This is a genomic window from Paraburkholderia caballeronis (assembly GCF_900104845.1).
In the GTDB taxonomy this organism is placed as follows: domain Bacteria; phylum Pseudomonadota; class Gammaproteobacteria; order Burkholderiales; family Burkholderiaceae; genus Paraburkholderia; species Paraburkholderia caballeronis.
On sequence record NZ_FNSR01000001.1, the window covers coordinates 1482475 to 1494877 of the forward strand.

Genomic DNA, 12403 nt, shown 5'->3' on the forward strand with positions numbered 1-12403 from the left:
AGGAAAGTGCGGCGAACGACGAAGCTGCCGCACGAACGACGCGAAACAGCCCCGAACCCAGGCCGCCACTCCACCCCGACCCACCGACGCCACGCCAGCTTCTCCTGTCCAAACGGCCAATAACCCCGCAGTTTTTGCACAGCGCGCCGCCGCGCCGGTAAAATGGCTGGTTGATCCACGGAAACTGGCCGTGGGCGTAGCCGAAGCGAAGGATTACCCGAACATGAGTGATTTTCATCAACGTCTTGCCAGCCGGGCCGCAGCACTCCTGATGGCGGGCGGGCTGGTCGCCGGCTGCAGCTCGCCGTCGCCGGGCAAGATCGATTACCGCAGCGATTCGAGGACGAAGCAGGTCTCGCTCGCCGTTCCGCCGAACATGCTGGACGAGAACCCCGACCAGCGCTCGCTGCCGCCGGCAGGCGGGCAGACGTCGCTGTCCGCGCTGAAGGAAGTGCAGGAGGCCGCGCCGGCGGACGACAATTCCGTGCTGCCGCCGGTCCCGGGGATGCACATCCAGCGCGACGGCACCGAAAGCTGGCTCGTGATCGACAGCCGCACGCCGGGCGACGTGTGGGCGCAGGTCCGCCGCTTCTGGCAGGAGCAGGGTTTCCTGCTGGTCGTCGACCAGCGCGACAAGGGCGTGATGGAAACCGACTGGAACGAGACCCATCCGAAGATCAACGACGGCCTGATCCGCAACACGCTGACGTGGGCGACCGGCAACTCGTACGTGACCGCCGAGCGCAACAAGTACCGCACGCGCCTCGAAGCGGCGCCGGGCGGCGGCACCTACGTGTTCATCAGCCAGAAGGGTCTGCGCGAGGCGTTGAGCGGCAACAACAACGACACCAGCACATGGCAGCCGAAGCCGAACGACCCGGCGCTCGAAACCGAATACCTGAAGCGCCTGATGATCACGCTCGCGCGCGCGAAGCCGGGCGTGCCGGACGCGCAGATCGCGGCCGAGGCCGACGCGCCGGCGTCCGGCGCGAAGGCGGCGGGCGCGCCCACTGCGGCGCCTGACACGGCCGCGGCCGCGACCGCCGCGCAGAACGTGATCGCGTCCGCCCAGCCGCAGCGCGGCAACGCGTCGTCGCGCGACGCGTCGGGCCAGTACTCGCACACTGAGCTGACGCTCGGCGAGCCGTACGACCGCGCGTGGCTGCGCGTCGGCGTCGCGCTCGACCGCGCGAACTTCACGGTGGACGATCGCGATCGCACGAAGGGTCTGTACTACGTGCGTTACGTCGATCCGCGGGACATGACGTCGGCCGAGCAGGGCTTCTGGAACCAGGTGTTCCACGGCCGCAAGGAAAAGGTCGCGAAGCAGTATCTGCTGAACGTGCGCGCGGTCACCGAGAGCCAGACCCGCGTCGCGATCGTCGATACGAAGGGCAATGTCGACACGTCGCGTCCGGCCCAGGAGATCATGGCGCTCGTCGTCGATCAGCTGCACTGAGTTCGCCCGGCGTCAGCCGGAACGAAAAACCCGCCTGCGCGCAGAAACGCACAGGCGGGTTTTTTATTGCCGTCGCCGCGGCGGCGATAGCCATCGAAAGCCGCGCGGCGCCGCCCCGCTCAATGCGGAATCATCCACGTCAGCACGTTCTGCTGGAGCCACACGAGGATGCCGAGCACCACCGTCAGCAGGATCGAGTGCTTGAACGTCTTCGCGAACACGTGGCCTTCCTTGCCCTTCAGTTCGGTCGTCGCCACGCCGGTCGAGATGTTCTGCGGTGAGATCATCTTGCCCATCACGCCGCCCGACGAGTTCGTCGCGGCCATCAGCACCGGGTTCAGGTTCAGTTGCTGTGCGGCGACGACCTGAAGGTTGCCGAACAGCGCGTTGCCCGACGTATCGCTGCCGGACAGGAACACCGCGACCCAGCCGAGGAACGCGGACACCAGCGGGAAGAACGGCCCGACCGACGCGACGCCGAGGCCGAGCGTGTACGTGAGCCCCGAATAGTTCATCAGGTACGCGAGGCCGACGATCGTCGCGACGGTCAGGATCGCGATGCGCGTCTGCACCCACGTGTCGCCGATCGCGCGGAAGAAGTCCGACGGCTTCAGCTTCACGACGAAGGCGGTGATGATCGCCGCGACGAGGATCGCGGTGCCGGTCGCGAGCGGCTGGAAGTCCCAGATCGCGCCGTACGGCGTGTTGTACAGCGTGATGAACACGGCCTTGTCGAGCCCCGGCCACGGAATCTTCACGTCGCCGATCATGAACACCTTCGCGACCGTCCACACGATCACGACGACCGACACGATGATCCACGGATACCAGCCCTGCGCGCCGCTGATCTCGCCGCGCACCTCCTTCGCGCGGTCGACGCGAATCTCGTAGCGCGGGTCCGGTGCGGGTTTCCACACGCGCAGGAACGCGATGGTCAGGATCAGCGACACGAGCGACGACAGCACGTCGGTCAGGCTGTAGTTCACGAAGTTGGACGTGACGAACTGCGTGAGCGCGAAGCTGCCGCCCGCGACCAGCAGCACCGGCCAGATCCGCAGCATGTCGCGGATGCCCGCGTAGAAGCCGATCACGTAGAACGGCAGCAGCAGCGCGAAGAACGGCAACTGGCGGCCGACCATCTGCGCGAGCGCGTCGGACGGCAGGTGCGTGACCGCGCCGAGCACCGTGATCGGCACGCCGAGCGCGCCGAACGCGACTGGCGCGGTGTTGAAGATCAGCGTGTAGGTCAGCGCCTCCAGCGTCGGGAAGCCGAGCATGATGAGCAGCGAACTGGTGATCGCGACCGGCGTGCCGAAGCCCGAGATGCCTTCGAGCAGCGCGCCGAACGAGAAGCTGATGACGACGAGCACGATGCGCCGGTCGTTCGGCAGGTTGTCGAGCAGCCACATGCGGAACGCGGCGAAGCGTTGCGAGCGTTGCGCGATGTTGTACAGCAGGATCGCGTTCACGACGATCCACATCACCGGCCACAGCGCGAACACCGCGCCGGCGACGACCGAATTGATCGCGAGCCCGGCCGGGAACTGCCAGCCGAAGATCGCGACGATGAGACCGACCAGCAGCCCGGCGAGCGACGCCTGCCACGCGGGGCGCCGCGCCCAGCCTAGCAGTACGAGCACCGTTGCGATGGGCAGCGCGGCGACGATGAAGGAAGGCAACAGCGCGTTGCCGATGGGGGTGAGCAACTGATGGAACATCGCGTCTCCTTTGTGCTGGTTCGAATCGGCGCGTTGCCGCTGCGCTGCTGCGCCGGACGGCGTGCAGGGCGGGTAGCCTCGCGTGCCCGCTTCGCGCGAGGCCGGCTTTTAAGACGATGCTTCACTACGGTGCCATCTAGCAGCATAGAAAACCGCGCCCCCGCGTCAAGGAGGGAAAGTACGGTCGGATACTCAATTCGGGCGGAAAAGGGCGAGCGGACGCGGCCCGGCATGGCGCGCGGGCGAGGCGGACTGACTCAGGAGGCGGGACGGAAAGGAACGGAGGGAAGGGCCGCTTAACGACGCCAGCGCCGGCCGCCGCCGCCCCAGTAGCCGCCGAAGCCGAGCGATACGGACGGATACGCGTAGTAGCCGGGATAGGCGGGATACACGGCAGGGTACGCGGGATAGGCCGGATAAGCCGGATACGCGGGCGCGACCGCTACGCCGGCCGGCGCGGGCGCGGTTGCGTAATAGGGCGACGAATCGTAGCCGTATCCGTACGCGGGCGGATAGTAGTAGCAGCCGGACAGCAGGAACAGCGACGCGCCCACGCAGACGGACGCACGCAGCGATGCACGGACAATGCGCGAACGGGGGGAGGGTGACGCGGTACGACGGGACGAACGGTTCATGGAGCAACTCCGCGGATCGGCCAGCTTCGAGCGGCCGGCGACGAGGATATTACGCCGCTGCCCGTCTACGCGGCGCATAACTATGTTACGGCGCGTTGCATGCGCAGCGCATCGGCGCCGATGCTGCGTTGGCCGGACCGCACGCACAGCACGCCAATAAAAACGCGGCGCGCTTCCGGACGGAAACGCGCCGCGTAGTCCCGTGAGGCCATGGCCTCGAAGCCTCAACGCACGACAACAACAATGCGCCGCGATGCGCAACGCGCCGGCGCGTCACGTCACTTGCCGACCTGGTTGCCGATCACGCCGCCGACGGCCGCGCCGCCGAGCGTCGATAGCGCGCCGCCGCCGATCACCGCGCCCGCGACGCCGCCGACGCCCGCGCCGATCGCGGTATCGCGCTGGCGTCTCGTCATGTTGTCGCACGCGGAGAGGCTGGACACGGCGGTCACGAGCGCCGCGACGGTCAGCACGACCCTGGCTTGCCGGATGGTCTTCATGATGTTCGACTCCTCGTGGATGGCGGCGCGGTTCGCGCATCGCGATGAACGATGCGAACCGCGCGTCGATATCCACGATGGTATCGACGCAAACGGTATCCGGTTGTGTGCGCTTGTCAGCGGAGTGCAGGTTTCGTAAAGAAGTGTTTCTTCGCTGGTCTCGCGCACACGGTCCTGCATGGACGCGTTACTGGCGCTGATAGATCTCCGCGCCTTGCTTCACGAACTCGACCGCCTTCACTTCCATGCCTTTTTTCAGGGCCTCTTCGTCGCTGACGCCCTGTTTCGCGGCGAATTCACGCACGTCCTGCGTGATCTTCATCGAGCAGAAGTGCGGTCCGCACATCGAGCAGAAATGCGCGACCTTCGCGGAGTCCTTCGGCAGCGTCTCGTCGTGGAATTCGCGCGCCTTGTCCGGATCGAGGCCGAGGTTGAACTGGTCGTCCCAGCGGAACTCGAAGCGCGCCTTCGACAGCGCGTTGTCGCGCACCTGCGCGCCCGGATGCCCCTTCGCGAGATCGGCCGCGTGCGCCGCGAGCTTGTACGTGATGATGCCCGTCTTCACGTCGTCCTTGTCCGGCAGCCCGAGGTGTTCCTTCGGCGTCACGTAGCAGAGCATCGCGGTGCCGAACCAGCCGATCATCGCCGCGCCGATGCCCGACGTGATGTGGTCGTAGCCCGGCGCGATGTCGGTGGTGAGCGGCCCGAGCGTGTAGAACGGCGCTTCCTTGCACCATTCCAGCTGCAGGTCCATGTTTTCCTTGATGAGTTGCATCGGCACGTGGCCCGGGCCTTCGATCATCACCTGCACGTCGTGCTTCCACGCGATCTGCGTGAGTTCGCCGAGCGTCTTCAGTTCGCCCAGTTGCGCCTCGTCGTTCGCGTCGTAGATCGAGCCGGGGCGCAGGCCGTCGCCGAGCGAGAAGCTCACGTCGTACGCCTTCATGATCTCGCAGATGTCCTCGAAGTGCTCGTACAGGAAGCTCTCCTTGTGATGCGCGAGACACCACTTCGCCATGATCGAGCCGCCGCGCGACACGATGCCGGTCATCCGCTTCGCGGTCAGCGGCACGTATTGCAGGCGCACGCCCGCGTGGATCGTGAAGTAGTCGACGCCCTGTTCGGCCTGCTCGATCAACGTGTCGCGGAAGATTTCCCACGTCAGGTCCTCGGCCTTGCCGTTGACCTTTTCGAGCGCCTGATAAATCGGCACCGTGCCGATCGGCACCGGGCTGTTGCGGATGATCCACTCGCGCGTTTCGTGGATGTGCTTGCCGGTCGACAGGTCCATCACCGTGTCGCCGCCCCAGCGGATCGCCCACGTCATCTTGTCCACTTCCTCGCCGATCGACGACGTGACAGCCGAGTTGCCGATGTTCGCGTTGACCTTCACGAGGAAGTTGCGGCCGATGATCATCGGCTCGCTTTCCGGATGGTTGATGTTCGCCGGAATGATCGCGCGGCCGCGCGCGATTTCCTCGCGCACGAACTCCGGCGTGATCTCGTTCAGCGCGTTCGCGCCGAACGCCGCCGCGCCGAATGCCTGGCCCGCGTGCTGGCGCGCCATCATCTCCGCGAGTTTCGCGCCGGCCGGACCGCTCGTCTTCAGGCTTTCGACGTATTCGGCGCGGCGCTGGTTCTCGCGGATCGCGATGAACTCCATCTCCGGCGTCACGATGCCCTGCCGCGCGTAGTGCATCTGCGTGACGTTGCGGCCGCTCTGCGCGCGGCGCGGCGTGCGGTGCAGGCCCGGAAAACGCAGTTCGGCGGTCGCCGCATCGGCCGCGCGCTCGCGGCCGTATTCGCTCGTGAGACCTTGCAGCGCCTCGGTGTCGCCGCGCGCCTCGATCCAGTTCTGACGCAGCGCCGGCAGGCCCGCGCGGATGTCGATCGTGGCCGTCGGGTCGGTGTACGGACCCGACGTGTCGTACACGTAGATCGGCGGATTCTTCTCGCCGCCGAACGCGGTCGACGTGTCGGCCTGCGTGATCTCGCGCATCGGCACGCGGATGTCCGGCTGCGAGCCGGTCACGTAGATCTTGCGGGAGTTGGGCAGCGGCGCGATGGCGGCCGCGTCGACGTGCGCGTCGGCGGAAATGAATTTCGGATTCGCGTTCATGCATTCTCTCCTGTGTCGGCCGGAACGGGGCGGCAGCGCCTTTCCGGTCCCGTGCAAAGCAATGTGGGGGCGGCAGCTTCGCAGGAGACGAAATGAACGTGGACGAACTTCGCGCGAGAAGGGTGAGGCTACAGGGCAAGACGGCGAAGTCCGGACGCTTCCCTGCGCTGGCATTATCCAGATCAGGTTCAAAGGGTATTTCTCACCCGCCCCGAGACACCGCCGCTGCGGCGCTCGACGCAGGACCCCCGCGTAAGCAGCGCCAACGATACACCGCGAGCGCCGCGCGTGGCAACCCCCTGCGGCGACAAAAGGGATTGCGCGCGGCCGTCGTTCGTGCTGCGACGGCGGCTGGGGCGGCGTTTGCGGCGGTTTGCTGCCTTCGCATCGCGCAGCGCGGCCGCGTCGTAACGCGAGAACGCAAGCGTCCCGTCGTAACGCTACAGCGCGAGATCGCCGGCCGCTTCCGGCTGGAACAGCACCTTCTCGATCTTCAGCGTCTGCGTGCTGCCGCCCGGCGGCGTGAAGCGCACGGTGTCGCCGCGCTTCGCGCCGAGCAGCGCGAGGCCGGCCGGCGAGAACACGTTCAGGCGGCCCGCGCCGATATCCGCGTGCTGCGGGTAAACGACAGTCCACGTGAGCGAGCCGCCGGAGCCCTCGTCGACGAGCGTGACCCGCGAGTTCATCGTGACGACGTTCGCGGCGATCTGGGCGCCTTCGACGATCTCGGCGCTGTCGAGCAGTTCGTCGAGCAGCGCCTCGCGTGACGGCGGCGCGCCGGGCTCGGACGCGCTCTTTTCGAGGCGTGCGACGTCGAGTTCGGTCAGATAGCGGATTTTCTTGCGCATGAGTTCTCCTTTTCGATCCGGATGCAACGCGTGGAAGCCGGTGCGGCGGTGGGCGGAAGCGGACGGGATCGGCCCGGAGCCCGGTCGAACGGCTCCGGGATCAGGAGAGGAGTTCAGGCCGGACGCCGGGCGGCGAGGAGCGGAACGGCAGTGACGCGCGACGCGTTTCGCCGCCGCGCGCGCACCCGTGCGCGCGCGACACGCATGGCGTGCAGCGGCGGCAGCGAAGCGGAACGGCGAAACAGCGACGAACGCATGGTGGCGGATGAGTCGGCGAGGAGAACTGATGACGTTCATCCTCGCATGGTATGCGGGGCATTTCAAGCGCGCATCGCGACCGTTACCGGTTGTTGCATAATGCCGGGCGCCGCGATGCACCGCGCCTTTCCGGCGCGGCATTGCGCGTCACGTCCCCGCGCTTTTTTCGTTTCGCTTTACCTTCGTTGCCCGCGTCCATCATGCATTCGTGTTTCACCCGCGCCGGTTCCGGCTCCATTGGACGCTCCCGCTGTTCGCCCCTCGCATCCGTCCCGGATCGCCGCTGACGCAAGGTTGCCGACGATGTCGTTCCGTTCGTTTCGTTTGTTCGTTCGCGCCGCCGCGCGCGTCGTGGCGGCGCTCGCGCGCGTTTGCGCATCCGTGCGGCTGCCGCAGACGCGCGGCGGCCGGATCGCGCTGTCGCTCGCGGTCGTCTATTTCGCCTGGGGCTCCACGTATCTCGGCGTGCACGTCGCGCTCGAATCGTTCCCGCCGCTGCTGCTGTCGGGCCTGCGCAACCTGTTCGCGGGCATCGGCCTGTTCGGGTTCGCGATGCGTCGTCGTCCGCCGTTGCCGAACCTGATCGAAGTGCGCAACGCGGGCATCGTCGGCACGATGCTCGTCGGCGTGTCGAGCGGGATGCTCGCTTATGGGATGCGCACGGTCGGCACCGGTCCCGCCGCCGTGCTGATCGCGACCGTGCCGCTGTTCGCGACGCTGATCGCCGCGACGACCGGCAGCCGCATCGCCAGGGGCGAGTGGGCGGCGATCGCGCTCGGGCTCGCGGGCATCGCGGTGTTGAGCCACGGCGGCGGCGCGTCCGGCAGTCCCGGCGGCAGCCTCGCGATCCTGTGCGGCGCGCTCGCGTGGGCCGGCGGCGCGCATCTCGCGTCGCGCCTCACGCTGCCGTCGGACCTGTTCGTCGCGACCGCGTTGCAGATCGGCCTCGGCGGCGCGATCTCGACGACGGCCGCATGGATCGCCGGCGAACGGATGGGGACGCTGCATTTCCTGCCCGCGCTCGCATTCGTGTACCTGATGCTGATCGGCACGATGGCCGCTTATGTCGCGTACGGCTATCTGATCCGCAACACGAGCCCGGTCATCGCGAGCAGCTGCATGTACGTGAATCCGGTCGTCGCGGTCGCGCTCGGCGCGCTGCTGCTCGGCGAGCCGGTCACGTCGTCGACGGTCGTCGCGACCATGCTGATTCTCGCGAGCGTCGGACTGTCGTTCGTGTTCGATCGCCGGCGCGCGCGTTGACACGCGGGTCGGCCCACGCGCCGATTCTTCAATCGCGCTGTGCAATGTCCGGCCGTCGTTGCGGCGTGGGCCGCCGCGCTCGCGCGCGACGGCCATCGTCCTCACGACTTTCCTCCGTGCGGTTATTTCGACTTCTCGGCGCTGTTCGTCACGGCGTGGCCGCCCGCGGACAGATCTTCTCCCGCGCCGGCGACCGTGTTGCACGCGGCGAGCGCGGCCGATGCGACGACCAGAAGCAATGCGATGTAGCGTTTCATGAACGTGTCCTCCGGGTGTAAGGCAAGTAAGGAAGCCAACGCACAGCACGCGGCGTGCCTGGCCCCCCGCGTGCACGCGCGAGACACCTCCTGCGCCTCGCGCGCGCCAGGTCCGCGGCTTGCTCGAATCCGGCAGCGGCCTTCGAAGCGCATCGCGCATCGGGCCGGATAACGTAGACGAGAGCGACGACGAACGACGCCGGCCCGCGGCTAACGCGGTCCGCGCCGCTCGCGCCCCACAGGAGGACAACGCCATGCTTCATTACGCCATCGTGTTTTTCGTGATCGCACTGATCGCCGCGGTGTTCGGCTTCACCGGCATCGCGGCCGGCGCGGCCGAGATCGCGAAGATCCTTTTCTACATTTTCCTGGTGGTGTTCGTGGTCACGCTGCTGCTCGGCGTGCTGCGCTCATGAGTGCATGACGTTCGCCGGCGCGCCGCGCCATGCGAAGCGCCGTCGTTTCCATTCCGTCCCAAGGAGAAGCAGATGTCGAAGTCCCCATCCTCATTCGAGATCGACGTGAAACGCCTGCGCGACGATGCGCGGCACAACATGGAACAGGGTCCCGTCACGGCCAGCTACGGTGCGGATCGCGACACCGTGCTGAAGCTGCTGAACGACTCGCTCGCGACCGAACTGGTCTGCGTGCTGCGCTACAAGCGCCATTACTTCATGGCGAAGGGAATCGAGTCCGAATCGGTCGCGGCCGAGTTCGCCCAGCACGCGACGGAGGAGCAGGAGCACGCGGATAAACTCGCCGCGCGCATCGTGCAGCTCGGCGGCGAGCCGGATTTCGCGCCGCAGACGCTCGCGCAGCGCGCGCATTCCGAGTATCGCGAGGGCACCGACCTGACCGACATGATTCGCGAGAACCTCGTCGCGGAGCGGATCGCGATCGAGACGTATCGCGCGATCATCCGTTTCCTCGGCGACAGCGATACGACGACGCGACGGATCTTCGAGGAGATCCTCGCGGTCGAGGAGGAGCATGCGGACGATATGACGGATCTGCTGGACAAATAAGCGCTGGCGGATTCGGCCCGGCAAGCTGCGCGCCGCGTGAGTCGGGAGACTCGCCCGGCGCGGTGCCGCGCGTGGCCGGCGGCCTGCAGCGCGCAGGCGTTCGAAGGAAACCAGCGTGTCCGACGCTCAAGACGCCGGGGCGCTCTCTCGCGGCCGCGTACGCCAATGCACCCACCCGGCGATAGCGGTAAACCCCAGCCCGCCGACGCAGACGCCGGTCCACCCGAGCGCATGCCACGCGGCGACGCCGACCGCCGACCCGAGCGCGCCGCCGATGAAATAACAGACCATGTACACGGTGTTCACGCGGCTGCGCGCTTCGGGCCGCAGCGCATAGATGCGCGACTGGTTCGAAATCTGCGCGGCCTGCACGCCGACGTCGAGCACGATCACGCCGATCACGAGCCCGGCGATGCTCGCTGACGACAGCGCGAAGATCACGAACGCAATCGCGATCAGCGCGATCGACATCGTGACGATCGCGCGCGGTCCGCTCCGGTCCGCGAACCGGCCCGCATACGGCGCGGCGAGCGCGCCGGCCGCGCCGACGATCCCGAACAGACCGGCGGCCTTCGGCCCGAGGTGGAACGGTGCGCCCGCAAGCAGCAGCGTGAGCGCCGGCCAGAACAGGCTGAACGCGGCGAACAGCGCGGCGCCGGTCGCGGCCGCCTCGCGCAGCCCGCGCAGTTCGACCGTCAAATGCCACAGCGACGCGAGCAACTGGCCGTAGCCGAGCGTCGAGGTCGGCCGGCTGCGCGGCAGCCGCAGCACGATCACGACGCCGAGCGCGATCAGCAGCGCGATCGACGCGCCGAACACCGCGCGCCAGCCGAAGTACTGGCCGATGAAACCCGCCGCGGTCCGCGCGAGCAGGATGCCGATCAGCAGGCCGCTCATCACGATGCCGACCGCCTGGCCGCGCCGCTCGGGCGGCGCAAGCTCGGCGGAGAAGGGCACCGCCTGCTGCGCAATGGTGGACAGCACGCCGATCGCGAGGCTCGCGCCGATCAGCACCGGCAGCGTCGGCGCGGTCGCGGCGACGAACAGCGCGATGCAGAGCCCGACCGTCTGCAACAGGATCAGCCGGCGGCGATCGACGCGGTCGCCGAGCGGCGCGAGCAGCAGCATGCCGGCCGCGTAGCCCAGCTGCGTGCCGGCCGGCACCGCGCCGATCCACGCGGCGGCGGCGTCCGGAAACGAACGGCGGAAGTCGTCCAGCAGCGGCTGGTTGTAGTAGATGTTCGCGACCGTCACGCCCGCGATCGTCGCGAGCAGAAGCAGCAGACCGTGCAGCGGGCGGGGCGCGCCGGCGGCGGATGCGTCGGAAGTGGACATGGTCGCGAGGCGGGCGTCGCCCGGTTTCGGTCGGCAGGCTCAGAGGCTGCCGATGTTACCGGAGCGCGCCCGAACGCGTGCGCAGCCCGTCCGCCGTTTCGAGGCGGCGGCGCGGCGAGCCGGTGCAAACGTCAGGCGATCAGGTCGCCGCCCGGGTCGTGGAACGGATACGGGCCGTCCGCGTCGTCGACGTACGCATGGTGCGTGACGATGCCGGTGCGCGGATCGTAGCGGTGCAGCGCGAACGCGGGCGGTTCGAGCGAGAACGCGGACGGGCCGTCGGCGCGCAGATCGAGCGTCACCTGATGCGCGGGCGCCGGCACCGCCGACGCGATCGTGCCGCCGAAGCGCACGAACATCGGCCGGTGCACGTGGCCGCAGATCACGCGTTCGATGTTCGGGTATCGCGCGACCAGGGCTTCGAGCCGCGTCGATGCTTCGGGCGCGAGCCGGATCGCGTCCATGTGGGCGATCCCGCAGTCGAACGGCGGATGATGCAGCGCGACGATCGTCGGCCGTCCGCGCGCGTCTTCGAGTTGCGCGGCGAGCCAGTCGAGCCGCGCGTCGCACAGCGCGCCCGCGCTTTGTCCCGGCTGCATCGAGTCCAGCGCGATCACGCGCAGCGGGCCGACGTCCGCCGCGTACTGCACGAACTCGCCGCCCGCGCGCAGCTCGGGCCGCTCGGCAAACGCGGCGCGCAGCGGCTCGCGCGCGTCGTGGTTGCCGACCAGCAGGTAATACGGCAGTTCGAGCGCCGCGAGCAGCGACTTCAGGTGCGCATACTCTTCGGGCGTGCCGCGATCGACGAGGTCGCCAGTCATGATGACCGCGTCGGGGCGCGGCGTCAGCGCGTTCAGCTTCGCGATGCAGCGCGCGAGGCTTGCGGCGGTATCGACGCGGCGGTACGCGAGCGCGCCGGGCGGCTTCACGTGCAGGTCGCTGATCTGGGCGAGCAGCATGGTATCGAAACCTCTCAGGTGATGAAT

Annotated in this window: 13 protein-coding genes and 1 riboswitch; of the genes, 5 read left to right on the plus strand and 8 right to left on the minus strand. The window is 68.0% G+C overall.

The annotated features are described in order from the left end of the window. The first annotated feature begins 223 nt into the window (after nt 1–223). On the plus strand, nt 224–1459 hold the full coding sequence (gene bamC, locus BLV92_RS06635) for an outer membrane protein assembly factor BamC (RefSeq protein WP_090546878.1): 1236 nt from the start codon (nt 224–226) through the stop codon (nt 1457–1459). 119 nt (nt 1460–1578) lie between these two features. Here the strand turns inward: bamC and BLV92_RS06640 are convergent, their stop codons facing one another. The 3 genes from BLV92_RS06640 to BLV92_RS06650 form a co-directional block, all read right to left on the minus strand. Next, complete coding sequence (locus tag BLV92_RS06640; RefSeq protein WP_090543359.1) at nt 1579–3177, minus strand: L-lactate permease; 1599 nt, start codon at nt 3175–3177, stop codon at nt 1579–1581. 296 nt (nt 3178–3473) lie between these two features. Beyond that, entirely contained in the window at nt 3474–3812 is a 339-nt protein-coding gene (locus tag BLV92_RS06645) for a hypothetical protein (RefSeq protein WP_167627001.1), read from the minus strand. Between the two features lie 278 nt (nt 3813–4090). After that, entirely contained in the window at nt 4091–4312 is a 222-nt protein-coding gene (locus BLV92_RS06650) for a glycine zipper 2TM domain-containing protein (RefSeq protein ID WP_090543361.1), read from the minus strand. Here BLV92_RS06650 and BLV92_RS32000 point away from each other — a divergent pair. Further along, a complete protein-coding gene (locus tag BLV92_RS32000; protein WP_166676534.1) occupies nt 4311–4451 on the plus strand; it encodes a hypothetical protein in 141 nt (46 codons plus the stop codon). The two genes, BLV92_RS06650 and BLV92_RS32000, sit on opposite strands and share 2 nt — an antisense overlap. Nucleotides 4452–4499: 48 nt before the next feature. On the opposite strand, the gene thiC is transcribed toward BLV92_RS32000, so the two are convergent. Then, on the minus strand, nt 4500–6431 hold the full coding sequence (gene thiC / locus BLV92_RS06655) for a phosphomethylpyrimidine synthase ThiC (RefSeq protein ID WP_090543363.1): 1932 nt from the start codon (nt 6429–6431) through the stop codon (nt 4500–4502). Nucleotides 6432–6572: 141 nt separating this feature from the next. Then, nucleotides 6573–6691, minus strand: a riboswitch (TPP riboswitch). 180 nt (nt 6692–6871) lie between these two features. Continuing rightward, nucleotides 6872–7279, minus strand: coding sequence for a GreA/GreB family elongation factor (locus tag BLV92_RS06660; protein ID WP_090543365.1), 408 nt, complete (start codon nt 7277–7279; stop codon nt 6872–6874). A 561-nt stretch (nt 7280–7840) separates the two neighbouring features. Here BLV92_RS06660 and BLV92_RS06665 point away from each other — a divergent pair. Then, nucleotides 7841–8800 carry an EamA family transporter gene (locus tag BLV92_RS06665; RefSeq protein ID WP_090543367.1) on the plus strand — a complete coding sequence of 320 codons (960 nt, stop codon included), beginning with the start codon at nt 7841–7843 and terminating at the stop codon, nt 8798–8800. Between the two features lie 122 nt (nt 8801–8922). On the opposite strand, the gene BLV92_RS06670 is transcribed toward BLV92_RS06665, so the two are convergent. Further along, nucleotides 8923–9057 carry an entericidin A/B family lipoprotein gene (locus tag BLV92_RS06670; protein WP_090543369.1) on the minus strand — a complete coding sequence of 45 codons (135 nt, stop codon included), beginning with the start codon at nt 9055–9057 and terminating at the stop codon, nt 8923–8925. A gap of 254 nt (nt 9058–9311) precedes the next feature. Here BLV92_RS06670 and BLV92_RS06675 point away from each other — a divergent pair, with 254 nt between their 5' ends. Both BLV92_RS06675 and BLV92_RS06680 read left to right on the plus strand, forming a co-directional pair. Beyond that, a complete protein-coding gene (locus tag BLV92_RS06675; protein ID WP_090543371.1) occupies nt 9312–9473 on the plus strand; it encodes a DUF1328 domain-containing protein in 162 nt (53 codons plus the stop codon). Between the two features lie 72 nt (nt 9474–9545). After that, a complete protein-coding gene (locus BLV92_RS06680; protein ID WP_090543373.1) occupies nt 9546–10082 on the plus strand; it encodes a ferritin-like domain-containing protein in 537 nt (178 codons plus the stop codon). 126 nt (nt 10083–10208) lie between these two features. On the opposite strand, the gene BLV92_RS06685 is transcribed toward BLV92_RS06680, so the two are convergent. After that, nucleotides 10209–11417 (minus strand): MFS transporter, encoded by a 1209-nt coding sequence (locus BLV92_RS06685; RefSeq protein WP_090543375.1) that lies wholly within the window; start codon nt 11415–11417, stop codon nt 10209–10211. Between the two features lie 131 nt (nt 11418–11548). Beyond that, on the minus strand, nt 11549–12376 hold the full coding sequence (locus BLV92_RS06690) for a phosphodiesterase (protein WP_090543377.1): 828 nt from the start codon (nt 12374–12376) through the stop codon (nt 11549–11551). Nucleotides 12377–12403 lie beyond the last annotated feature (27 nt).

Bases quoted from the DNA above. Each gene is read 5' to 3' on its own strand.
- bamC (WP_090546878.1), top strand. From the start codon at position 224: ATGAGTGATTTTCATCAACGTCTTGCCAGCCGGGCCGCAGCACTCCTG.
- BLV92_RS06640 (WP_090543359.1), bottom strand. From the start codon at position 3,177: ATGTTCCATCAGTTGCTCACCCCCATCGGCAACGCGCTGTTGCCTTCC.
- BLV92_RS06645 (WP_167627001.1), bottom strand. From the start codon at position 3,812: ATGAACCGTTCGTCCCGTCGTACCGCGTCACCCTCCCCCCGTTCGCGC.
- BLV92_RS32000 (WP_166676534.1), top strand. From the start codon at position 4,311: ATGATGTTCGACTCCTCGTGGATGGCGGCGCGGTTCGCGCATCGCGAT.
- BLV92_RS06650 (WP_090543361.1), bottom strand. From the start codon at position 4,312: ATGAAGACCATCCGGCAAGCCAGGGTCGTGCTGACCGTCGCGGCGCTC.
- thiC (WP_090543363.1), bottom strand. From the start codon at position 6,431: ATGAACGCGAATCCGAAATTCATTTCCGCCGACGCGCACGTCGACGCG.
- BLV92_RS06660 (WP_090543365.1), bottom strand. From the start codon at position 7,279: ATGCGCAAGAAAATCCGCTATCTGACCGAACTCGACGTCGCACGCCTC.
- BLV92_RS06665 (WP_090543367.1), top strand. From the start codon at position 7,841: ATGTCGTTCCGTTCGTTTCGTTTGTTCGTTCGCGCCGCCGCGCGCGTC.
- BLV92_RS06670 (WP_090543369.1), bottom strand. From the start codon at position 9,057: ATGAAACGCTACATCGCATTGCTTCTGGTCGTCGCATCGGCCGCGCTC.
- BLV92_RS06675 (WP_090543371.1), top strand. From the start codon at position 9,312: ATGCTTCATTACGCCATCGTGTTTTTCGTGATCGCACTGATCGCCGCG.
- BLV92_RS06680 (WP_090543373.1), top strand. From the start codon at position 9,546: ATGTCGAAGTCCCCATCCTCATTCGAGATCGACGTGAAACGCCTGCGC.
- BLV92_RS06685 (WP_090543375.1), bottom strand. From the start codon at position 11,417: ATGTCCACTTCCGACGCATCCGCCGCCGGCGCGCCCCGCCCGCTGCAC.
- BLV92_RS06690 (WP_090543377.1), bottom strand. From the start codon at position 12,376: ATGCTGCTCGCCCAGATCAGCGACCTGCACGTGAAGCCGCCCGGCGCG.